Source organism: Mesorhizobium sp. WSM4310 (assembly GCF_007003935.1).
Lineage (GTDB): Bacteria > Pseudomonadota > Alphaproteobacteria > Rhizobiales > Rhizobiaceae > Mesorhizobium.
Genome location: NZ_VFTA01000032.1, coordinates 36,217 through 58,332, shown reverse-complemented (window position 1 = coordinate 58,332; position 22,116 = coordinate 36,217). Strand labels below are relative to the sequence as shown.

21 protein-coding genes and 1 pseudogene are annotated in these 22,116 nt (G+C 64.1%); 12 read left to right on the top strand and 10 right to left on the bottom strand.

What is annotated here, in order from left to right:
- Nucleotides 1-21: 21 nt before the first annotated feature.
- Together FJV80_RS27270 and FJV80_RS27265 are read left to right on the top strand one after the other, a co-directional pair.
- Nucleotides 22-1,083: a ribose ABC transporter gene (locus FJV80_RS27270; RefSeq protein WP_095772388.1), complete on the top strand. Its 1,062-nt coding sequence runs from the start codon at nt 22-24 to the stop codon at nt 1,081-1,083.
- Complete coding sequence (locus FJV80_RS27265; protein WP_095772389.1) at nt 1,076-1,831, top strand: ATP-binding cassette domain-containing protein; 756 nt, start codon at nt 1,076-1,078, stop codon at nt 1,829-1,831. Before FJV80_RS27270 ends, FJV80_RS27265 begins: the two co-directional genes overlap by 8 nt.
- A gap of 152 nt (nt 1,832-1,983) precedes the next feature.
- Here FJV80_RS27265 and FJV80_RS27260 read toward each other — a convergent pair whose 3' ends face one another.
- The 6 genes from FJV80_RS27260 to FJV80_RS27235 all read right to left on the bottom strand — a co-directional run bounded on the left by FJV80_RS27260 (nt 1,984) and on the right by FJV80_RS27235 (nt 7,737).
- On the bottom strand, nt 1,984-2,490 hold the full coding sequence (locus tag FJV80_RS27260; protein WP_142877905.1) for an L-2-amino-thiazoline-4-carboxylic acid hydrolase: 507 nt from the start codon (nt 2,488-2,490) through the stop codon (nt 1,984-1,986).
- Nucleotides 2,487-3,272, bottom strand: a complete 786-nt coding sequence (locus tag FJV80_RS27255; RefSeq protein WP_142877904.1) for an ATP-binding cassette domain-containing protein — start codon at nt 3,270-3,272, stop codon at nt 2,487-2,489. The genes FJV80_RS27260 and FJV80_RS27255 overlap by 4 nt, the downstream gene beginning before the upstream one ends.
- A complete protein-coding gene (locus tag FJV80_RS27250; RefSeq protein WP_179296132.1) occupies nt 3,269-4,066 on the bottom strand; it encodes an ABC transporter ATP-binding protein in 798 nt (265 codons plus the stop codon). Before FJV80_RS27250 ends, FJV80_RS27255 begins: the two co-directional genes overlap by 4 nt.
- Nucleotides 4,063-4,893 carry an ABC transporter permease gene (locus FJV80_RS27245; protein ID WP_095790636.1) on the bottom strand — a complete coding sequence of 277 codons (831 nt, stop codon included), beginning with the start codon at nt 4,891-4,893 and terminating at the stop codon, nt 4,063-4,065. Before FJV80_RS27245 ends, FJV80_RS27250 begins: the two co-directional genes overlap by 4 nt.
- Nucleotides 4,890-5,876, bottom strand: a complete 987-nt coding sequence (locus tag FJV80_RS27240; RefSeq protein WP_095772394.1) for an ABC transporter permease — start codon at nt 5,874-5,876, stop codon at nt 4,890-4,892. The genes FJV80_RS27245 and FJV80_RS27240 overlap by 4 nt, the downstream gene beginning before the upstream one ends.
- Nucleotides 5,877-6,126: 250 nt before the next feature.
- A complete protein-coding gene (locus tag FJV80_RS27235) occupies nt 6,127-7,737 on the bottom strand; it encodes an ABC transporter substrate-binding protein (protein WP_142877903.1) in 1,611 nt (536 codons plus the stop codon).
- Nucleotides 7,738-8,108: 371 nt separating this feature from the next.
- Here FJV80_RS27235 and FJV80_RS27230 point away from each other — a divergent pair, with 371 nt between their 5' ends.
- Nucleotides 8,109-9,299, top strand: a complete 1,191-nt coding sequence (locus FJV80_RS27230) for a Xaa-Pro peptidase family protein (RefSeq protein WP_095772397.1) — start codon at nt 8,109-8,111, stop codon at nt 9,297-9,299.
- A 155-nt stretch (nt 9,300-9,454) separates the two neighbouring features.
- Here FJV80_RS27230 and FJV80_RS27225 read toward each other — a convergent pair whose 3' ends face one another.
- Genes FJV80_RS27225 through FJV80_RS27215 form a run of 3 tightly spaced genes read right to left on the bottom strand, consistent with a single transcriptional unit; the run spans nt 9,455 to nt 11,950 of the window.
- Nucleotides 9,455-9,871 carry a cupin domain-containing protein gene (locus FJV80_RS27225; protein ID WP_142877902.1) on the bottom strand — a complete coding sequence of 139 codons (417 nt, stop codon included), beginning with the start codon at nt 9,869-9,871 and terminating at the stop codon, nt 9,455-9,457.
- A gap of 4 nt (nt 9,872-9,875) precedes the next feature.
- Entirely contained in the window at nt 9,876-10,742 is an 867-nt protein-coding gene (locus FJV80_RS27220) for a phosphoenolpyruvate hydrolase family protein (RefSeq protein ID WP_095792553.1), read from the bottom strand.
- An 11-nt stretch (nt 10,743-10,753) separates the two neighbouring features.
- Nucleotides 10,754-11,950: a Tm-1-like ATP-binding domain-containing protein gene (locus FJV80_RS27215; protein ID WP_142877901.1), complete on the bottom strand. Its 1,197-nt coding sequence runs from the start codon at nt 11,948-11,950 to the stop codon at nt 10,754-10,756.
- A gap of 106 nt (nt 11,951-12,056) precedes the next feature.
- Here FJV80_RS27215 and FJV80_RS27210 point away from each other — a divergent pair, with 106 nt between their 5' ends.
- The 8 genes and pseudogenes from FJV80_RS27210 to FJV80_RS27175 form a co-directional block, all read left to right on the top strand.
- Entirely contained in the window at nt 12,057-12,716 is a 660-nt protein-coding gene (locus tag FJV80_RS27210; RefSeq protein WP_142877912.1) for a TetR/AcrR family transcriptional regulator, read from the top strand.
- Nucleotides 12,717-13,156: 440 nt separating this feature from the next.
- Nucleotides 13,157-14,269 (top strand): ABC transporter ATP-binding protein, encoded by a 1,113-nt coding sequence (locus FJV80_RS27205; RefSeq protein ID WP_095772402.1) that lies wholly within the window; start codon nt 13,157-13,159, stop codon nt 14,267-14,269.
- A 46-nt stretch (nt 14,270-14,315) separates the two neighbouring features.
- The gene (locus FJV80_RS27200) at nt 14,316-15,749 is read left to right on the top strand and encodes an ABC transporter substrate-binding protein (protein ID WP_095772403.1); all 1,434 of its coding nucleotides are present in this window, start codon (nt 14,316-14,318) and stop codon (nt 15,747-15,749) included.
- A gap of 184 nt (nt 15,750-15,933) precedes the next feature.
- Complete coding sequence (locus FJV80_RS27195) at nt 15,934-16,890, top strand: sugar ABC transporter permease (protein WP_244604648.1); 957 nt, start codon at nt 15,934-15,936, stop codon at nt 16,888-16,890.
- Between the two features lie 3 nt (nt 16,891-16,893).
- Nucleotides 16,894-17,832: a carbohydrate ABC transporter permease gene (locus FJV80_RS27190; RefSeq protein WP_095772404.1), complete on the top strand. Its 939-nt coding sequence runs from the start codon at nt 16,894-16,896 to the stop codon at nt 17,830-17,832.
- Nucleotide 17,833: 1 nt separating this feature from the next.
- Nucleotides 17,834-18,922: an ABC transporter ATP-binding protein gene (locus tag FJV80_RS27185; RefSeq protein ID WP_095787117.1), complete on the top strand. Its 1,089-nt coding sequence runs from the start codon at nt 17,834-17,836 to the stop codon at nt 18,920-18,922.
- Nucleotides 18,919-19,359, top strand: a complete 441-nt coding sequence (locus FJV80_RS27180; protein ID WP_095772406.1) for a hypothetical protein — start codon at nt 18,919-18,921, stop codon at nt 19,357-19,359. Before FJV80_RS27185 ends, FJV80_RS27180 begins: the two co-directional genes overlap by 4 nt.
- A gap of 113 nt (nt 19,360-19,472) precedes the next feature.
- Nucleotides 19,473-20,231: pseudogene (locus FJV80_RS27175) on the top strand (ABC transporter ATP-binding protein); the annotation flags it as partial.
- Between the two features lie 116 nt (nt 20,232-20,347).
- Here the strand turns inward: FJV80_RS27175 and FJV80_RS27170 are convergent.
- Entirely contained in the window at nt 20,348-20,695 is a 348-nt protein-coding gene (locus FJV80_RS27170; protein ID WP_095792560.1) for a GFA family protein, read from the bottom strand.
- Nucleotides 20,696-20,810: 115 nt separating this feature from the next.
- On the opposite strand from FJV80_RS27170, the gene FJV80_RS27165 reads away from it, so the two are divergent.
- Entirely contained in the window at nt 20,811-22,106 is a 1,296-nt protein-coding gene (locus FJV80_RS27165; protein WP_142877899.1) for an amidase, read from the top strand.
- Nucleotides 22,107-22,116 lie beyond the last annotated feature (10 nt).

Below are 22,116 nucleotides of genomic sequence, written 5' to 3'. Positions count from 1 at the left end.
TGAAGGCGCCGCGGAGTATCCATGACCTCGACATCACCAGCCCAGCCTGCCGAGAAGCATGTCGCCCCTCAGGCCGACCATGGCGATCCGGCCCGAAGCCTGGTCGCACGCATCGCCGAAGGCCGCGCCTGGCTGTTCCTGGCCGGACTGCTCATCTGTTTCGAGGTCTGGTCGCGGCTCGCCTTCGGCGCGACCTTCGTCCTCAACCCGTTCAACCTGCAGTCCATCGCCATCTTCGCCGTGGCGCCGCTGCTGCTGGCGACCGGCCAGACCTTCGTCATCATTTCCGGCGGCATCGATCTGTCGCTCGGCTTCATCATGGGGCTGGCCGCCGTCATCGCCGCGCATGCCACCAATATAGCGGGCGCAGCCATTCCCCTGCCGCTGGCCATGCTGGCCGGCATCCTTGCCTCGGTGATCGTCGCCGGCGTGCCGGGCGTCATCAACGGCCTGCTGATCTCGCGGCTCAAGGTGCCGCCCTTCATCGGCACGCTCGGCATGTTCGGCGTCGCGCGCGGCGCCGCCTTCCTGCTTGCCGGCGGCACCACCGTGCCAGTGCAGAACTCCTGGTTCGCGCTGCTCGGCAACGGCAAGTTCTATGGCATCCCTTATCTGGTGCTGATCACCGCCATCTTCGTCATCGTCATGCACTACCTGCTCAGCCAGACCCGGTTCGGCCAGCACAATTACGCCATCGGCGCCAATGTGCAGGCGGCGCGGCGGGCCGGCATCGACATCAGGGGCCACATATTGCGGCTCTATGTGCTGTCGGCGATGTGCGCCGGCCTTGGCGGCGCGCTCTATGCCGCGCGCTTCACGGCGGGCGCCGCACAGGCCGGCGAACCCCTGCTGCTCGACAGCGTCGCGGCGGTGGTGATCGGCGGCGCCAGCCTGTTCGGCGGCTCCGGCACCATCTTCGGCACCGTCGCCGGGGCGCTGGTGATCGCGGTCATCCAGTACGGGCTGGTCTTCGTCAATGTCGAGCCGTTCTGGCAGTTCATCGCCGTCGGCGTCGTCATCATCATTTCCGTCCTTATCGACCAGGCGCAGCGCCGGTTCAGTGGAGCCCGTCAGGATGAATAGCACCAACCAGAACGCGCCCCTGCTGGAAGTCCGCAACCTGTCGAAGCACTTCGGCGCCGTGCGTGCGCTCAACGACTTCTCCATGGCCGTGCGGCCGGGCGAAGTGGTGGCGCTGGCCGGTGACAACGGTGCCGGCAAGACGACGCTGATCAAGGCGATATCGGGGGTGTTTCAGCCGACGGGTGGCGAGATACTGCTGCGGGGTCAGCCGGTGACGTTCGCGACGCCGCAAGAGGCGCGCGAAAAGGGCATCGAGACGATCTACCAGGATCTGGCGCTCGCCGACAATCTGTCGATCGGCGCCAACATCTTCCTTGGCCGCGAACCGATGCGCAAGGCGTTCGGCTTCCTGCCGGTGCTCGACCGCAAGGCGATGGCCGAAGCGGCCAAGGCAACGATGGGGCGGCTGGATTTCCATGTCAGCCGGCTCGAGGCTCCGGTCAGCAATTTCTCCGGCGGCCAGCGCCAGGCCGTCGCCATCGGCCGCGCCGTCTACTGGGATGCGCAGATCCTGATCATGGACGAACCGACCGCCGCACTTGGCGTGCCGGAGCAGCGCAAGGTGATCTCGCTGATCCACCAGCTCAAGGCACAAGGACGCGGCGTGATCTTCATCTCGCACAATCTGCAGGACATCTTCGCTGTCTCGGACCGTATCGTCGTGCTGCGGCGCGGCGTCCAGGCCGGCGAGCGCAAGATTTCCGAGACCAACCATGATGAGGTCGTCAAGCTGATGGTCGGCGGTTAGGTGCATTGATATTCAGGTGATGCCGGTCTGCAAACGGTGGTTTCCTGCGCTTCCGGCCTTCGCCGGCCGAAGCACTCGTGAACGGCGTGGCAGCTAAGGCTACGGCTGGGCGTAGGCCGGTGCTCACCTATCTCAACACACCTTAGAACTGCTTAGCCGGCATCGCGATTGGTCAGCGCGATGTGGCAGCAGCCGGAGCCGTGGCCGGGCGTCCAGGTGACATTGTCGAAGCGCACGCCGGTCGCCTCGAACAGGCCGCGGTCGAAGGCGCCGGCGATGCGGCAGAGCGTGGCGAGCCTTTCGTCCCCAACGCCAGCCTCGACCCAGGCGTCTTTCAGCGGGCAGCGTTTGACCTTGAAGGCGATGCGGTCATCGCCGCGTTCGACATCGGTCGGATACAGCAGGCCGCCATCCGGGCTGACCGCCAGGAAGGCTTCGCCGATGGCGCGTGCATCGTTGGCGCCGAAGCTGGCGAAGGCAGCCGCCGCCACTTCCTTGCCGCGCTGTTCGATGGCGCGGATCATGATCGCCTCCGCCCTGTCAGACCCCAGCTCTCCGGTCAGTTCTTCGAGGAACAGTCGGTAGAGATGGGCGCGGTTGCGGAAGGCGGAATCGAGTTCACGCGACAGCTTTTCAGCTCTGGCTTCGGGAGCGGTCATGATGCGTCCTGTGTGGTTCCTTTGAGCCTTGGTGCTGCCGCCACCAACGCCTTGCCGATGGCCGATTGCGGGGCGTCGATGACGGCGCGGGCATCGCCGCTCTCGGCGATCCGGCCGGCATCGAGAAGGATGACGCGGTGGGCGACGGCGCGCACGACGCCGAGATCATGGGAAATGAAGAGATAGGCGATCCGTTCCTTCCTTTGCAGGTCCAGCAAAAGGTCGAGGATCTGGCCGCGCACCGAGACGTCGAGTGCCGAGACTGCCTCGTCGAGCACGATCAGCGATGGTCTTGTGGCAATGGCGCGGGCGATGGCGACGCGCTGCCGCTGGCCGCCGGAGATTTCATGGATGGCACGGCGCGCGAGATCGGCCGCCAGCCCGACACGCTCGAGCAAGGCGGCGATGCGGCGCGGCTGCTCGATGCGGGAGGCGATGCCGTGGATGCGCAAGGGATCATCGAGGACACGCGCCACGGTGGCGCGTGGGTTGAAGGCTGCAAGCGGATCCTGGAACACTGTTTGCAGACGCGCGCGGCGCGCTCTGAGCGTTGCGCCGCGCAAGGCCAGGAAGTCGTCGCGCTCGAATTCAATGGCGCCAGCGTCCGGCTCGATCAGGCGCAGCACCAGCCGGGCGATCGTCGACTTGCCGCTGCCGGAAGGGCCGGCCAGCGCCAGTGTTTCGCCGGGCTCGATGTGAAAAGAGACGTCGTCGACCGCAATGACGGTCTTGCCGCCGCGACGGTAGCTTTTGGTGAGGCTGGACACGGCGAGCAGGCTCATGCGGACAGCCCGGCTCGGTTCAGCAGCGGTACGGCGTCGAGGCCGATATGGGCGTCGAGCAAGGTGCGGGTGTAGGCTTGAGCTGGGGCGTCGACAATCCGTGCCGTCGTGCCGAGTTCGACGAGTTGGCCATGGCGGAACACGGCAATGCGCTCGGCGAGTTCGGCCGCCAGCGCAATGTCATGGCTGATGAACAGAAGCGTCATGCCGTCTTCAGCCACCAGATGGCGGATCAAGGCGACGATCTTTGCCTGCACGATGGTGTCGAGCGCGCTGGTCGCCTCGTCGGCGATCAGCAGTTTCGGCCCGGCCGCGATTGCGGCGGCAATCGCCACGCGCTGCTTCTGGCCGCCGGAGAGCTGGTGCGGGAAGGCGTGCAGGGCCGAATCCGGGTCGGGCAGGCGGACGCGTTCGAGCAGGGTTTTGGCCTTGGCGTATGCCTGGGACCAGGTGAGGCCGACATGGGTGCGGGCGACTTCGGCGATCTGTTTGCCGATGGTCATCACGGGATCGAGGCTCGCGGACGGATCCTGGAAGACGAAACCGATGTCGCGGCCAAGGAGGGGTGCGCGACCAAGGCCGGGCCATTCAATTCTTCCGCCAACCGCTGATGAAGCCGGCAGCAATCCCGCAATCGCCAGCGCCAGCGTGCTCTTGCCGGAGCCGCTTTCGCCGATGATGGCCAGGCGCTCGCCAGCCAAGATGTCGAGGCTGATGTTCTTCAGCGCCGCCACAACGTTGCCGTCGCGGCGATAGGTCACCGTCAGGTCGCGGATCGAAGCGAGCGCGCTCACGACAGACCTCTCCTGACCGCTGTCGTCTCAACAATGCCTTCACCGGCGAGATAGACGCCGAGCACTGTCAGCACCAGCGCGATACCTGGCATGATCGACAGGAAGGGCGCGGTGCGCAGCACGGCACGGCCCTCGGCGATCATCCCGCCCCAGGTGACACGGTTAGGGTCGCCGAGGCCGAGGAAGGATAGCGCCGCCTCGGTGAGGATGGCGGCTGCGACGATCACCGAGGACATTGCCAGCACTGGCGGCAGGGCGTTGGGCAATACCTCGCGAAAGGCGATTTCGAGCGGATGCATGCCGATGGCACGCGCGCTGGCGACATAGTCGCGTTCGCGAATGGAGAGGACTTCCGCGCGGGCGATACGGGCCGGGCCAGGCCAGGTGCCGAGCGCGATGGCGATCACGACAATGCCGAGCGATGGGCCAACGACGCTGACGAAAGCCAGCGCCAGCAGGAAGCTCGGCACGGTCTGGAAGGCATCGGTGATGCGCATCAGCACCTCGTCGACGAGGCCGCCGGCAAAGCCGGCAAGCGTGCCGACCACCGAGCCGATGGCAAGTGCCGCCGCGGCCGCCGCAAGGCCGACAGCGAGCGAGGTGCGGGCGCCGTGAACGAGTTCGGCCAGCACGTCGCGGCCGAGCCGATCGGTGCCGAGCGGCAGCGACCAGTCCTGGAAGGGCGGCAGCAGCGTCGGGCCGGCGATGGCTTGAGGATCGCCGGGAAACAGCAGCGGTGCGATGAGCGCCATCGCAATCAGTGCGGCCAGCAGGATGGCGCCGGCGACCGCCTCGGGGGTGCGCAGGAAACGGCGGATCAGGCTCATGCGCCGGCCTCGCCGGCGCCGACGCGCGGATCGAGGAAGGCATAGGCGATGTCGACCAGCAGGTTGATGACGACGACCAGGACGGCGCTGGTGAGGATGATGCCGAGCAGCAGGGGCGTGTCGCGCGAAGCCACCGCTTCCTGTGCCAGCCGGCCGAGACCCGGTACGGAAAAGACGCTCTCAATGACGACGCTGCCGCCCAGCATCTGCGCCGACTGCAGGCCGAGCATGGTGATGAGCGGCAGCAGCGCATTGCGGGCGACATGGGCGAGCACAACGCGGCGGCGCGACAGTCCCCTGGCGCGGGCGGCGAGGACAAAATCCTGCCGCCAGGCTTCGGCCATCCCGGCCCGCATCATGCGCAGATAGAGCGCGAGGTAGATGAAGCCGAGTGCGGCCACCGGCAGGATGAGATGGATGGCGATGTCGGAGGCGCGGTCGAGGCCGGTCTTGTCCGAGGCGACCGTCTCGATGCCGCCGATCGGCAGCCAGCGCAGGTCGACGGCGAAGACGACGATCAGCACCAGGCCGAGCCAGAAACCCGGCACGGCATAGAGCGCCAACGAGCCAATCGACAGGACGCGGTCGCGGGCGCTGCCGGGCCTTGCGCCGGCATAGATGCCCAGCGCAGAGCCCAGCCCGAAGGACAGCGCGGTGGCGCTGACCATCAGCAGCAGTGTGTTGGGCAACCGTTCGAGGATCACGTCGCGGATCGGCCTGGAGAAGGTCACCGACTGGCCGAGATCGAGATGCAGCAGCGCCCAGAGATAATTGGCGAGCCGCGTCAGTTCCGATTGGTCGAGGCCCCAGCGATGGCGCAGCAATTCGATCATGCCGGCGTCGCCGCCGGTCGAGACGATGTAGGCGTCAACGGCATCGCCGGGGGCTGCTTCGAGCAGCAGGAACGTGCCGATGACGACGATCAGCAGCACGAAGACGCTGCCGACGAGACGGCGGCGGAGAAGGATGAGGGCGCGGGTCACGTTGGCTTACCCTCCCCCTTATGGGGAGGGTCGATCCGCGAAGCGGAGCGGGGTGGGGTCTTCAGGTTCGCGCCAGTACCCCCACCCCGCCGACTGGCTGCCGCTTCGCAGCATCCACTCGTCGACCCTCCCCACAAGGGGGAGGGTAAGGCGGGTGCTTTCCGGCAGGACAAGAGGGAGCGTGAGGGAACTCTCATCGCCGATGATGAGCACTCACTCAAACGATGCGCAAGCATCCGCGATGATACCGCTAGTCCGCCAGATACGTGTCCGCCCAGTTCGAGACCGCCCAGCGCGGATTGTTGGCAATATTGCCGACCATGTCTCGCGCGACGCTGATGAAACTCCATTCAGCAACGTTGATCAGCGGCAGGTCGGCGGCCACCTCTTTCTGGAACTCCTTGTAGAGGTCCGTGCGGGCCGTCGTGTCGAGCGTTTCCGAGGCCTTGGCGATCAGCGCGTCGAGAGCGTCGTTCTTGTAGCCGCCCTGGTTGGAGAACGGTACGCCGTCGGGAATGCCGCTCTGGACCAGGATGGTGGTCGAGATCGCCGGGTCGCCACGGAACACCGGCGGGCCGACGGCGAGGTCGAAGGCGTGGTCGGTGTAGACGGCCTTGATATGCGCGGCGGAGTCGTTGTTGACCAGCTGCGCGTCGATGCCGACGGCCGCGAGCGCCTGACGCAGATAGTCGCCGAACTGCTTGGTCTCGTTGAAATAGGGCGCCGGCAAAAGTTTGAGCGAGAAGCGGTTGCCGTCAGCGCCCTTCTTGTAGCCGGCCTCGTCGAGCAGCGCGTTGGCCTTGGCGACGTCGAAGGCATAGGTCGGGACATCGGCGGTGTAGAATTGCGGATCGTTCTTCGGCACCGGGCCGGTGGCGGTCGCGGCATAGCCGAGGAATACCGTCTTGACGACGAAGTCCTTGTCGATGGCGTGCGCGATCGCCTGGCGCACTTTCAAATCGGCCAATTCCTTGCGGCGATGGTTGATCTCGACGACGAGCTGGTAGGTCAGCCCCTCATAGCCTTTGGTGATCACCTTCAGGCCGGGCACCTTGGAGATGCGGTCGAGGTCGGCCAGCGGCACGGCGGAGAAGGCGGCGAGCTGGATCTCCTCGGCTTCCAGCGCGCTGGCGGCCGAGGTGCGGTCGGGCAGCACCTGGTAGATGATCTCGTCGAGATAGGGTTCGTCCTTGCCCCAGTAGTCGGTGTTCTTCGTCAGCCGGTAATACTGGCCGGCCTTGTACTCGCCGAACTTGAACGGGCCGGTGCCGATCGGCGCGGTGTTGGCCGGGTTGTCCTCGATCTTGCCGACCTCGTAGATGTGTTTCGGCACGACGCTGCTCAGCGCCGGCAGTGCGTTGCGGATCAGTTGGAACGGCGTCGGCTTGGCGAATTTGAACACCGCGGTGAGATCGTCAGGCGTCTCGACGCTGGCCAGATCCTTGAACACGGTGCGGCCGAGATTCTGCAGCGGTTTCCAGATCTGCAGCGCCGAGAAGGCGACATCGGCCGAGGTGAACGGCTTGCCGTCATGCCATTTGACGCCGTCGCGCAGCTTGAACGTCGCCGACAACCCGTCGGCGGCACCTTCCCAGCTCAGCGCCAGGCGTGGCGCGAGCCCGTCCTTGCCGTCGAAGGAGGCTTCGGCCAGCGTCTCGACGATCTTGCTGGAGATGAAGAAGACGCCGTTGGAGGCGACGATCGCCGGGTTGAGGTTGCGCGGCTCGGAATCGGCGGCGAGCACCAGCCGGCCGCCCTTCTTGGGCGTCTGCGCCCAGCCCAATGTCGGCATGGCCGTGGAGGCCAGCAGCATCGCCGAGCCGGCAAGCATCTTGCGTCTCGAAATCGTGAAACCTGACATGATCGAACTCCGTCCTCTCCGCGACCCGATCGGCGCGACAACACCCCTCGGATGCCGGCGCGTGCATCGACATCCTTGCGAGAGCGATTATGGGCCTTGCCGAGGGTTTCGCCAGAGACGGAATTGGCGCATCCTTGCTTGGCTTTGAAATTTTCGTCCGCTGGACCAGTTCAAGAGAACGGGTTCGATTCGATCTCTGGTATGACCAGATTTGGCGAATATGCGACAGATGGCGAGTTGGTGACCGTTTGGCTGCGCCGCTGGCGTATTTCTGGCTAGACCAGAGCGGGCAAAATGGTGCAGATTTGATCCACAGCCAGAGGATTGGCAGCGGAACAGCGTCGATCCCAGGCAAATTCAGGGAGAGAGAGATGAACATTGCGCCGGGCAAGAATGCCGTCAGCAATATTCCGTTCGACCAGGCCAGGGTCGACCGGCTGATGGAGGAGGCCGGTATCGATGTGCTGCTCGCGACCTCCAAGCACAACACGCAATATCTGCTGGGCGGCTACAAATTCATCTTCTTCGCAGCCATGGATGCGATCGGCCATAGCCGTTACCTGCCGATCGTCGTGTACGAAAAAGGCGGACCGGATCATGCGGCCTATATCGGCAACCGCATGGAAGGCGGCGAGCATCAGAACAACCCGTTCTGGACACCGACGCTGCATGCCGCTTGCTGGGGCACGCTCGATGCCGCCAACCTAGCCGTCGAACATCTGCAAAAAATCGGCAAGGTTGCTGCGCGCATCGGCATCGAGCCCGGCTTCCTGCCGTCGGACGCCTACGCGCTGATCCGCAAGGCATTGCCGGAAGCGAAGCTGATCGACGCCACCGACATGCTGGAGCGCATGCGCGCCATCAAGACCGATGCGGAGCTGGAGAAGCTGCGCACGGCCTCCGAACTGATCACCGATTCCATGCTGGCAACCATCGCCTGGGCGCGCGAAGGCACGACCAAGGCCGAGATGATCGAACAGCTGCGGCGCGAGGAGACCAATCGCGGCGCGCATTTCGAATATTGCCTGCTGACGCTAGGCTCCAGCCACAACCGCGCCGCCTCGCCGCAGGCATGGAAGAAGGGCGAGGTGCTGTCGATCGATTCCGGCGGCAATTATCACGGCTATATCGGCGACCTCTGCCGCATGGGCATTCTGGGCGAGCCAGATGCCGAACTCGAGGACCTGCTGGCCGAGGTCGAAACCGTGCAGCAGGCGGCGTTCTCCAAGGTGAAAGCCGGCACGCTGGGCGGCGACATGATTTCTCACGCCGAGGGTGTGCTGAAGGCATCGAAGGTTGCGTCCTATACGGATTTCTTCGCCCATGGCATGGGGCTGATCACGCATGAAGCGCCGTTCCTGATGACCAACCACCCGGTGGCCTATGAAGGCACCTATGCGGCAAAGCCGCTGGAAAAGAACATGGTGCTGTCGGTCGAGACGACCATGCTTCATCCGACGCGCGGCTTCATCAAGCTGGAGGACACGCTAGCGGTGACTGACACCGGCTATGTGATGTTCGGCGACCGGGGTCGGGGGTGGAACAGGGGTGGGACCTTTTAAGACCAAGGCCGGCGCCTCTCATCTGCCTGCCGGCACCTTCTTCCCGTAGAACGGGGAGAAGGGAGCAGTCGTCGATGACAGCGTCTTTCTCCCCGTTCTACGGGGAGAAATGTCCGGCAGGACAATGAGGGGCGGCGCCGCCCTATAAAACTTTATCACTGCCCCACGGGAATCAGCCGGAAATCCGGCAGTTCGCGCAACACCAGTTCCGGCCCAGCCGGCGAGTAAACAACGAACAGCTGCATCGGCCCGTCGCCCGTATTCAGCGTCGAATGGAAACGGCTCTCCGGCACATAGATGGTGCAGCCGGGGCCGACCTTCACGACCACCGGATTGCCCTTCTCGTCCTCGACCATCTGCTCGCCATGGCCGGAGATGACGAAGATGATTTCCTCGGCGCCCGGATGGTTGTGGCGGGTGTGGCCCTTGCCGGAGGGCAGATCGACGACGCCGCCGGAAAAGCGCTCAGCGCCATTCACTTCCGGAGCGACTGTCAGGGCCAGTCGGCCCCAATCGAAGCCGAAGGCGCCGACGTCCTTCGGATAGACAAACAGCTTGCTCTTGTCGGTCATGATCTCATCCCTTCTTTTTCTTCGCGGTCGTTTTGTCGCCGCCAAGCGTCACCGCCTTGAAATCGGCCGTCTGCCGGGCAATCGCGGCTTCCGCCGGCAGCCTCTCCATGGAGCTCGCGCCATAGAAGCCATGCAGGCCCTTGGCGCGAGACAGAATGTAACGGGCATCGTCCGGCATGGAGATCGGCCCGCCATGGCAAAGCAAGATGACGTCCTTGCGCACCGAGCGGGCGGCGTCGGCGATGGCGTCGATCGCGACGACGCAATCGTCGAGCGACTTGGCCGAGGTGGCGCCGATCGAGCCGCCAGTCGTCACGCCCATATGGGCGACGACGATGTCGGCCCCGGCCTTGGTCATGGCGCGCGCCTCGTCCGGGTTGAAGACATAGGGCGTGGTCAAGAGGTCGAGCTTGTGCGCCTCGGCGATCATGTCGACCTCGAGCCCGAAGCCCATGCCGGTCTCCTCGAAACTCTGCCGCATGCTACCGTCGAACAGGCCGATGGTCGGGAAATTCTGCACGCCGGAAAAGCCCATCGTCTTCAGCTCGGCCAGAAGCAGCGGCATGATGACGAACGGGTCGGTGCCGTTGACGCCGGCCAGCACCGGCGTGTGCCTGACCACCGGCAGCACCTCATAGGCCATTTCCTTGACGATTTCGTTGGCATTGCCATAGGCGAGCAGGCCGGCGGCCGAGCCGCGTCCGGCCATGCGGTAGCGGCCGGAATTGTAGATGATGATCAGATCGATACCGCCGGCCTCCTCGGCCTTGGCCGACAGGCCGGTGCCGGCGCCCCCGCCGACAATCGGCACGCCCTTGTCGATCATTCCCCTGAATTTCTTCAGTATGTCCTTGCGCGGTATGGCGGGCATATTCTGGAACCTCAGTGTCTGGCGATTTCGAGAAAGGCCGCGACCGCGGCCCTGGCGAATTCGGGGTCGTTGATGTGCAGCGGCAAGCGCGTGACGCGGCGCGTCGCACTCGGCTTGATCGAGAGCTCGATGGCGTCGAACAGCACGGCGTCGGCCTGCGGATCGAAGAAGGTGCCGCCCTCGATGTCGAGCGCCGAGACGCCTTTCTCCGGGATGAGGAAACGCACCGGCCCCTCGCAGAGGGCGAGCCTGCCGCCAATCCACTCGCCGATCTTGCGACACTCGTCGGCAGTGGTGCGCATCAGCGTGACGTTGGGATTGTGCTCGTAGAACAGCCGTCCGCGATAGCGTTCCGGAATGGTCGAGGGCGCCCAGAAATTGACCATGTCGAGCGCGCCGACCGAGCCGACATAGGGCAGGCCGGTGCGGGCGATCGCGCCGAAGCGGTCTTCCGTCGCCGGCAAGACGCCGCCGAACAACAGGTCGCAGACCTCTGTCGTGGTGATGTCGATGACACCGGACAGCAGGCCGCTGTCGGCCAGCTTTTCCATGCTGCGGCCGCCGGTGCCGGTGGCGTGGAAGACCATGCAATCATACGCGGAGCGAAGCTGGTCGGCGATGGCGCTGACGCAAGGCGTGGTGACGCCGAACATGGTCAACCCTATCGACGGCCTGCCATCGGGCGGCGGCGCCGGCCTTGCCGCCATGCCCGCTATCGCCTGGGCGGCATTGTGCAGCACGACGCGGGAGAGCCGGTTCAGCCCGGCCATGTCGGTCACCGACGGCATCATGATGATGTCGGAGACATCGACATAGGGAGCCGTGTCGCCCGAGGCGAGCGTCGAGACCATGATTTTCGGCAGGCCGAGCGGCAGCGCGCGCATGCCCGCTGTGATGATCGACGTGCCGCCGCCGCCGCCAATGCCGATCATGGCGGCGATGTCGTTTCGCGACTGGACGAAGCGGGTGAAGGCGACGCCCATGCTGGCTACCGCGGCGCCACGATCATCGCCGCCGAGCACGGCGTCACTGCCGCCGGGGTGGTGGCCGGCAATGTCGTTCGCGCTGATGTCGACGGGTATTGTTGCGTCGCGCGTTCCGACATCGACGCGGGAAACGGCGGCACCCGTTGCAGCGATCGCATCGGCCAGGAAGGCGAGTTCCTCGCCCTTGGTGTCGGCGGTGCCCACCACATAGATGCGCTTCATTGCGTTCCCCAATCCAGGCAGGCGCGATGCGTCTGCCGCTCATTGCCCGGCCGTTCGACGATGCGAAGGTCATTGCAAATTTTTGAGACGCGCGTATCGTATTGATATGGATGTCTCACGTCAACAATCCACGGCGAGCGACGACGCCGAGTGGGGAAGCGGCCCAGCGCTGGAGCGAGGACCGCGCGCGCGTACGAAACGGCTGATGCTCGAGACAGCGACAAGACTGATGCAGGCGGGCGTCACGCCGTCGGTCAGCGAGGTTGCGGAGGCGGCCGAGGTTTCCCGCGCCACCGCCTATCGTTATTTTCCGAGCCAGGCCGCACTGGTGCAGGCCGTCGTCGACGAGGGGCTGGGGCCAATCCTCACCTGGCAATCGACCTCCGCCGATGCCGAGCGCCGGGTCATCGAATTGTTCGACACCGCCATGCCGCGCATCGAGGCGTTCGAAGCCACATTCAAGGCGGCATTGAAGCTGTCGCTCGATCAATGGGCGCGGCGCCAGGCCGGCACGCTGGGCGGCGAGCCACCCTTCACCCGTGGCCATCGCATGGACCTGCTGGAGGATGCGCTTGCGCCACTGAGGGGCGAGCTGCCGCCGCGCGAATTCGAGCGCCTGGCGCAGGCGCTGTCGCTGATTTTCGGCGTCGAACTGCTGATTGTGCTGAAGGACATCTGGGGCCTGGACAGCGGCAAGGCCCTGGCCGTCGCCCGGTGGGCGGCCTCAGCGCTGGTGCGCCAGGCGCGACTCCGGACGCCATCCTGACCAGTGGTGGTGGCGGCGTGAGTTGGGCATGGAGGAGGGTTGGACGAAGGCGGATGCAGGATATGAGACTTCTCCCGACGCGGACCGGATTGGGGGGGGCGTCGAGGGCAATCCGGGGCGGTCGCCGCGGTAGCTCGGAGCGAATCTGGTTCGACCAGATTTGAAGGTCGGCGATTTCAGTGATTTTGGGGATTGGCGTTTTGCGAACGGGATGAAGGTGGAGAATTGCCAAAAATGAAGGAAATACCCACATATAGCGGACGTGTTCAGCTTATTTTGGTGACAGCAAATTTTAAGAAAGCGCTTGACGAGCATCTTAAATTGGTAATACCAGATTAGGAAAGAAAAGGCGGATCGGGAATGACAGCCGCAGTCCATTTCGGCAGGGCGAGGAGGATCACACGGATGGCGCGTGTTCCGTCCGCACGAGGTGGCGCATCGTGACGCAGACGTCGCCTCGCGCCAGTGCCGGCAAGGGGATTGCGCTGCGCCTCGATGGGCTCAGCAAAGCCTATGGATCCGTGCGTGCCATCAACGACCTGAGCTTCGCCGTCGACGAAGGCCGCTTCTTCGTACTCTTCGGGCCGAGCTCGGTTGGCAAGACAACGACGCTGCGCACTATCGCCGGCCTCGTCCAGGCCGACTCCGGCACGCTTGAGATCGGCGGCCGCGACATGACCCATGCGCCGATCGCCGGCCGCGGCATCTCGATGGTCTTCCAGTCTTTCGCGCTTTACCCCCACCTCACGGTCTACGACAATCTCGCCTATCCGCTGCGCGAGGAGAAAGCCGCGCGCGCCGAGATCGACAAGCGGGTGAAAGAGACCGCCGAGATCCTGAAGCTGACACACCGCCTGAAGGCCAAGCCGGCAACCCTGTCCGGCGGAGAGCAGCAGCGCGTCGCGCTCGGTCGCTCCCTGATCCGCCGGCCAAAGATTCTTCTCCTCGATGAGCCGCTCACCAATCTCGACGCCAAGCTTCGGCACGAGACGCGCGCCGAGCTGAAGCGGCTGCACCGCCAGTTCGGGATGACCGTGATCTATGCCACGCCCGACGAGCTCGAGGCTCTTTCGATGGGCGAGACGATCGCCGTCATGCGCGATGGCGGCATCGTCCAGATCGGCACGCCGGACGAGCTTTACGAGCACCCGATCCATACCTATGTCGCCAGCAAGATCGGCTCGCCGCACATGAATCTGTTCACGGCCTCGGTGCGCGCCGACACCAGGTCTTTCGACACGCCGCTCGGGACTCTGGTTCCGGCGACGGCGCCAAAGACTGCCGATGCCGGCGAGGCCGCGCTGATCGGCATTCGCCCGAGCGACATTCGGCTCGCCACCAAGGGCGAAGCCGGGGTTGCCTCGAAGGTGCATCTGGTCGAACCGCTCGGCGACATCACGATCGTCTCGGTCGAGGCCGGCGGCGAGATGTTGCGCATGGTGCTGCCGGAAGCGATCGCCGCCAGCATCAGGACCGGCGATTCGGCATCGATCGCCATCGATAACAGGAAAATCCACGTCTTCCGCGCCGTGAGCGGCCAGGCAATGACCTGACGCGAACGGCGAGAAGCAATCCGGTTAACCAAGGGAGGAAACGCGAATGACGGCGATGACCAAAGTGAAAGGGCTAGCGACAGCCGCAAGCTTCGCTGCCACGCTACTGGTGGGAGGCGTGACCTATGCCTCTGCCGAAGAAGTGACGTTGACGATGGCGGTGCCGGATTGGCCCCCGACCCGCATTATGAAGAAGTTCTTCGACGAGCAGTACAAGCCCAAGTCTGGCAATACCGTGAAGCTCGATGTCGACTTCATTCCGTGGCCGGATTTCTACACCCGCGTCAACGCCTCGTTGACCTCGGGCGAAAAGAAGTACAACTTCATCGTGTCGGACTCGCAGTGGTTGGGCGCCTTCGTTGAAGGCGGCTACTTCCGCAAGATCAACGATCTCATCGATGCCGACCCGGAACTCAAGGCGGCGATGGAGTCGATGCATCCCGCCGTGCTCAACGCCTACTCGACCTATCCCAACAGCACGCCGAACTACTACGGCTTCCCGCAGTTCCCGGACGTGCTGGTCACCTACGGCCGCAAGGACGTGCTCTGCAACGACGACGAGCAGGCCGCCTTCAAGGCGAAGTACAATGAGAAGCTGCCCTGCACCGGCGAAGAAATCGACGCCATGGACTGGAACACGTTCGAGCATGTTGGCGAATTCTTCCAGCGCAAGAAGGGCGACAAGCTCGCCGGCCAGGTGCTGGATGACGATTTCTACGGCATCGCCTATCAGGCAGGCAAAGGCTACGACTTCTCGACGAGCTCGGTCCACACGTTCGTCTGGCAGCATGGCGGCGGCATCTGGGATGAAACCAAGGCCCCGACCGGACATGCCGAAGGCGTCGTAAACTCCCCGAAGTCCATCGAGGGCATGGAGCATTTCCTCAAATTGCTGAAGTACATGCCGCCGGTGGTCAAGACGGGCACCATGGACATCTTCGTCTCGGACCAGTTGTTCCGTGAAGGCAAGGTGGCCATGAACATCGACTGGATCGGTCTCGGTGAAGCCTCGCTCGATCCCAAGACGTCGAAGGTTGCCGACAAGCTGGTGTTCGGATTGGCGCCAGGCCTGCGCGGCCCCGACGGAAAGGTGAATCGTACGTCACAGATCGGCGGACAGCCTTTCGTCCTCACCACCTGGACGACGCCTGAGCAAATCAAGGAAGCGGTGGGCTTCGTGAAGTGGTGGCTCTCGCCCGATATCCAGCACCAGTTCGCCGCCGCCGGCGGCCAGTCCGCGATCAAGTCGGTCTACAGCGATCCGAAATACGTGACCTATCGTCCGTGGGACCGCGCCTGGGCGAACTCGCTCGACTGGCAGAAGGACATGTGGCACGTGCCGCAGTTCTTCGAACTGCTCACCCAGCAGCAGGACCAGTACGACCTAGCCATCACTGGCAAGCAGGACGCCAAGACCACCCTGGATAACATCGCCAAGTTCCAGGAGGACCTCCTGAAGAACGCTGGCCTTATCCAGTAACCTTCCGACATAGCTGCGGGGAGCGGGCAAAGCCGCTCCCCATCATTGCCTCGCCAGGCGCTCCATATTTCGGACTCCCATGACCGCTGTTTCAAGCACGCTGCTGACACCACGCCTTACCGCGGTTGTTGCCCACAACTGGAAACTCGCCATCGCTGTCGCTGTCGTCGTGTCGGCCATATCAATGGCGGGCTTGCCGGCGGCTGTCTCCTTCTGGGTGGTGGGCGCCGCGGCGGCGTTGGTCGCGGCCGCATTTACCGTCAACGCGTATCGCCGCCACTACTTCGGCGCCCTGCTGGTCGCTCCGGCAATCGCCGTTCTGTTTGTGATGAATATCTTCCCCCTGCTGTGGTCGCTGGGCCTTTCGTTCTTCGCCTACCAGGCAAACCAGCAGACGATCCGCTTCGTCGGACTCGGGAACTACGTCCGGATCCTTACCAACGATCTCGCTGCTCACGCGACTTGGGGCGCGCTGATCAATACCGCCATGTTCGTCGTGTTCACCGTCTCCGCGCAGATGATCGTCGGCTTTCTGCTGGCCATCCTGTTCGCCAAGCAATTTCCGCTGCGCAAGTATTTGTTGATCCTGGTGCTGACACCGATGATGCTTTCGGTTGTCGCCTCTGGCGTGTTCTTCACCTACTACTATGACCCGACATTCGGGATTCTCAGCTACGTCATCAATTCCATCTCCGGCAACCAGTTCATCCTGATGAGCAACAAAGTCGGTGCCGTGGCGGGAATCGTTTTCGCCGACGCATGGATGTGGTCGCCCTTCGTCATGCTCCTTGTACTGGCGGGCCTCGTCTCGGTGCCGAAATACCTTTACGAGGCCGCTGCCATCGACCGTATTTCCAGCTGGCGGCAATTCTGGATGATCACCTTCCCCTACATCCGCGGCCTTCTGATGTTGGCCCTTCTCTTCCGCACCATCGAGGCATTCAAGCTGGCGGATCTCGTCATCCTCCTCACCAAGGGCGGCAACGACACACTGACGATCTCCTATCACTTGATCCGCATCGCCAACGAGCAGAACAAGACGAGTGAGGGCGCGGCGATCTCCTATCTGATGCTGTTCATGGTGATCGTTCTCACCAACCTCTACCTGTACCTCGCAAACCGCCGTACGAAGGGAGCCTGACCCGTGGCCGAATCGATATTGGGAAAGCTCGGCTTCGGCAGGGCCAGCGGAGTAGACAAGGCCGGCTGGGGGCGGACGCTCGCCGTGGCCATCGTCGCCTTTATCTATTTTCTGCCGGTGCTGTTCATCATATTCACCGCCTTCAAACCGCAGGGCGACGCGCTCCTGGTGCCTCCAACGCTGTCGCCCACGTCGCTGTTCGGCTTGATTCCGGACCATTTTGTGTTCAAGCCCACGCTCGAAAATTTTGGGTCCGTCTTTTCCCGCTCGATGACGCCGGACGGTGCCCCGGAAGCGACAGGATTCGACCGTTATTTCTTCAACTCGATCTTCATCGCCTCGGCGTCGGTGCTGCTGGCGCTGGTCATCGGCACCCTGGCGGCCTTCGGCTTCTCGCGCTATCCGCTGAAAGGCAATGACACCTACCTGTTCATCATCCTGACCACGCGCATGCTGCCGGCGATTGTGGTGATCATTCCGGTGATCCTGATGTTCCGCGTAGTGGGCCTGTCGGGCTCGTATCTCGGCATCATCATGCTCTACACCGCCTTCAACCTGGCCTTCACCATCTGGATGATGAAGAGCTTCTTCGATGAATTGTCGCCAGACGTCGAGGATGCCGCCCGCATCGACGGATCGTCCGGAATGCGGGTGTTCTTCAAGATTTGCCTGCCCCAGGTCATTGCCGGGCTCGCCGCCACGTTCGTGTTCGGCCTGATCCTCACCTGGAACGAGTTCCTCTTCGCCCTGTTGCTCTCGGGGCCCGACACGAGAACGGTCCCGGTCGCCATGAACCAGGCCGTGTCGTCGGGTGGACGCGGCACCGACTGGACTTTGCTTGCCGCCATCGAAACCCTGTTCCTCGTCCCAGTCTTCCTGGTCACCTTCTTCTTGCAAAACCATCTGTTGCGCGGCGTTACCTTCGGCACCGTGAAGCGCTGAGATGTCAACCATCGAACTCCGCAAAGTCACCAAGCGTTTCGGCTCCTTCACCGCAGTCAGGGACGTTGACCTGTCGGTGGCCGCCGGTGAGGTCGTCTGCCTTCTCGGCCCGTCCGGATGTGGCAAGACGACGACCCTGCGCGTCATCGCCGGGCTGGAAAGCGTCACTGACGGCGAGGTCGTCATCGCCGGCAAGGTGATGAACAACCTGCCGCCCGAAAAGCGCGACATCGCCATGGTGTTCCAGTTCTACGCGCTCTACCCGTCGGCATCGGTCGGCGAGAACATCGCCTTCCCGCTCTATCATGACGGCATTTCCAGGGCTGAGCGGACTGCCCGCGTCAACCGCGTCGCCGCGATCCTCCACTTGGAGCACGTTCTCGACCGGCTGCCGAACCAGATATCCGAGGGCGAAAAGCAGCGCGCCGCCATGGCCCGCGCCATCGTCCGCGACCCCAATTGCTTCCTCTTCGACGAGCCCTTGTCGCGTCTCGATGTCGAACTGCGCCAGAGCATGCGTGGCCAGATCAAGGAAGTGCTGCAGGGCCTCTCCAAAGCGACCGTGATCGTGACCCATGACCAGCTCGAAGCGCTCACCATGGCCGACCGCATCGCCATCATGAAGGACGGCCTGATCGAGCAAGTCGGCTCACCGCACGAGGTTTTTGCCAAGCCCGCCAATGCTTTCGTGGCGAGCTTCATCGGCACGCCGCAGATGAATCTTCTCGAGGCCGACCTCAAGACCTTCGCCGATGGCACGGCGGAGATGGCCGTGGCCGGCATTAATCTGGCGATCCGTACGGACGCGGCGGTCGCGCGCCTGCAGCCCGGCAGGGTGACGATCGGTGTCCGCCCCCGCGCCTTCACCGCGACCGATACGGGGGATCGTGGCACCATCTCCGCCCGGGCCGAGCTCATCGAGCCCATGGGCGCCGAAACCCTTATTCATGCCCGCACGGCGGCAGGCGCCGACATCCGCGTCGTGGTGACGAGAAGCCAGCGGGTCAAGGTCGGCGAGGCGCTGAATCTACGCCCCGATCCCAGGCAAACCCATGTCTTCGATGGCGCTGGAAAGGCGGTGCGGTCATGAGCGACAGTTCTTCCGGCATGAGCCGGGCCGGCGCGTACTGCCTCGAGGTCTTCATCATTGGCCTCGGCGTCATGGCGCTGGTGCTGATCTTCCAACCCTTTTCCATCGGCCTGTACGCGGTCGGCAGCGGTCTCGTGGTGCTTGCCGGACTCATCAACAACCTGCTGCCGTTGGCCCAGCCGGGCGTCAAGGTGCGCAGTGTGGTGACCGTAGCGCTGGTCGTGGCGCTGGTCTTCTGCATTGCGCTGCTGGTTTCGATCACGGCGGCGCATCTCTACGGCGTCTTCTTCCTCAATCCACCGGACCCCAACACTCTCGCCGGCAAGGCGCAGCTCGCCACGCCGCCTTTCTACAAGCAGGCTTTCGTGTGGGAAATCGCCGCCGCGGCGGTGATTCTCGCGCTGGTCGTCACCGCTCTCAACAAGACAGCGCGATGATCAGCAGCTGACGCGATCCGGCAGGTCGCGCTCGCGCCGGTCCGCGCCGGTCGGTGTGCGTCGCCCTCTCAACTCTCACGCCGTCATCCTCCGGCTTGACCGGAGGACCCGATGCCGAGATCAAGGACCGCGTCGACCGCGCCGCCCGCACGCTCAGGATCGAACATCTGCTCGACCGCAAGACCGATCGCCTGTCCGGTGGCGAGATGCAGCGCGTCTCGATCGGCCGCGCCATCGTGCGCAAGCCGCGCGTGTTCCTGATGGACGAGCCGCTGTCGGCGCTCGACGCCAAGCTGCGCGAGGCGCTGCGCACGGAACTGAAGAACCTGCAGATACAACTCGGCGCCACCTTCCTGTTCGTCACCCACGACCAGATCGAGGCGATGTCGATGGGCGACAAGGTCGGCGTCTTGAACCACGGCCGCATCGTCCAAACCGGCACCCCGCACGAGATCTACAACAATCCGCGCGACACCTATGTGGCGAGCTTCGTCGGCTCGCTGCCGATGAACCTCATCGACGGCAAGCTGGTAAACGGCCGCGCGGTGATGGCGCCGTTGAATTTCGAACTGCCCTTTGCGGGGGGAGCCAAGGCGAGTGCGGCGACCGACGGTCGCCCGCTCGTCTTCGGCATCCGTCCGGAAGACGTCTATCTCGAGAGCGGCGCGCCGGTCGAAGCGCGCGTCCATGATGTCGAGAACCATGGCGTCGAAAAGATCCTGACGCTGCGCGTTGGCGATACGACGCTGCGCGCCACGGTGCCGGCAAAGACCGATGTCGCTATCGAGCAGCCCGTGCGCTTTGCCTGGAACCCGGACAAGGTGGTGCTTTTCGACAAGGGCAGTGGCGTCAGCTTGCGTCACGCTGGATAGAGCGTCCGGTTACTTCGCCAAGTAGGTCTCGTAGGGCGTCTCGTTGATCAGCAAGATCACGCACTCCGGCAAACCCGCCGATGCAACGGGTACCGGTTAGGCAATCCGGAATCGCTTCACGCCGAGCGTCCGTCGAAGTCGAAGATCGACAAGGTGGATGGGTCGACATCGGCGACGCAGTTGAGGTTGATATAGGCGCTGCGCTCAGTGCCTTCACGGACGTCCTCCGCGAAAGGGTGGATGCCGCAGGCGCGGCAGAAGCGGTGCGCCATGGCGTGGTTGCCGAATGTATAGGTGCCAAGGTCATCGCCCCAGGCCAGGACCGTCAGGCTCTCATGCGGGATGGCGCATAAGAGCGCGCCCTTGCGCGAGCAGATCGAACAATTGCACCTGATGGCGCCGGTCAGTTCCGCCTTGAATTCGAAGGCGATCTTGCCGCAATGACAGCTGCCTTTGTAGAGCATCAGTATCTTCCTATCGCTGGCAGGTGCAAAGGTATGCGGGCGGGTCATCCCTTTCGCAGGCCCAACCGGCTGCCTGCCTTAAAGACGTTGCATCCTGACGGAGTCCGACATCGACATGCAATCCATCCGCGACCGTCTCGAAATCATCCTGTCACGTCTTGCCAATCGTGCGGCCGACGAAAAGGTCTTCACCAAGCTCTATATCGACGCCGCGCGGGCGGCGGCTGATGCCAGCGACGCCCGTAGCCGAGCCGGCGTGACCCTCGGACCGCTCGACGGCACGATCGTCTCGGTCAAGGATCTGTTCGATGTCGCCGGCGAGGCGACCACGGCCGGCTCGCTGATGCGAAAGACCGCTGTGCCCGCCGCGCGCGACGCCGCCATCGTCAGCCGGCTTCGGCAAGCCGGTGCGGTCATCATCGGCAAGACCAACATGACCGAATTCGCCTTCACGGCGATTGGCGACAACATGCACTACGGCACGCCAGGCAATGCCGTCGATGCCAGCCGTATTCCCGGTGGTTCGTCCTCAGGCGCCGGCGTTTCCGTCGGCGAGGGGACGAGCGATATCTCCATCGGTTCCGATACCGGCGGCTCGATCCGCATTCCGGCGGCGCTCAATGGTGTGGTTGGTTTCAAGCCGACGGCGCGGCGGGTGCCGCTGACCGGCGCCTTTCCGCTGTCCGGCACCCTGGACTCGATCGGGCCGCTTGCCCCAACCGTTGCGCAATGTGCCGCCGCGGACGCGGTGATGGCCGGCGAGGTGCCGACCGAACTGGCGGCCGTATCGCTCGCGGGACTTCGGGTCGGTGTGCCGCGCGGCGTTCTTTTTGGCGACACCGAAGGTGAAGTTGCCGCGGCGTTCGAGCATTGGCTCGGCAAGATCGAACAGGCCGGCGCGCGCATGGCCGATCTGGTGATCGACGACATGATCGCGGAGTTCAGGACCGCCACCAAGCGGGGCTCGATCGCTGCCATGGAGGGGGCCGAAGTGCATGCCGACTGGTTGGCGACGGGGGCGTCGGTGCCGGTCGACCCGCATGTCAGCGGGCCGCTGTCGCGGGCGGCGATGCTGCCGGCGCCGGTCTATATCAGGGCGTTGCGCCGCCGCGCCGCGCTTATCGCTGCCATGGATGAGCGATTGGCCTCGGTAGATGTGCTGGTCCTGCCGGCCACGCCGGTGATGGCGCCGACCATCGTTTCCATGGCCAAGGATGCCGAGCTGCGCGACCGCGTCGAAGGCCTGCTGCTGCGCAACACGCAGGTCGCCAACCAGTTCGATCTCTGCGCGATCTCGCTGCCGATGCCTGATATGGCGCTACCGGCTGGGCTGATGCTGGTTGCGCGCAACGGCCATGACCGGCGTCTGCTGCGGATAGCCGCCGAAGTGGAGAGGCTGCTGGGCGGCTGACCGGTCGTGG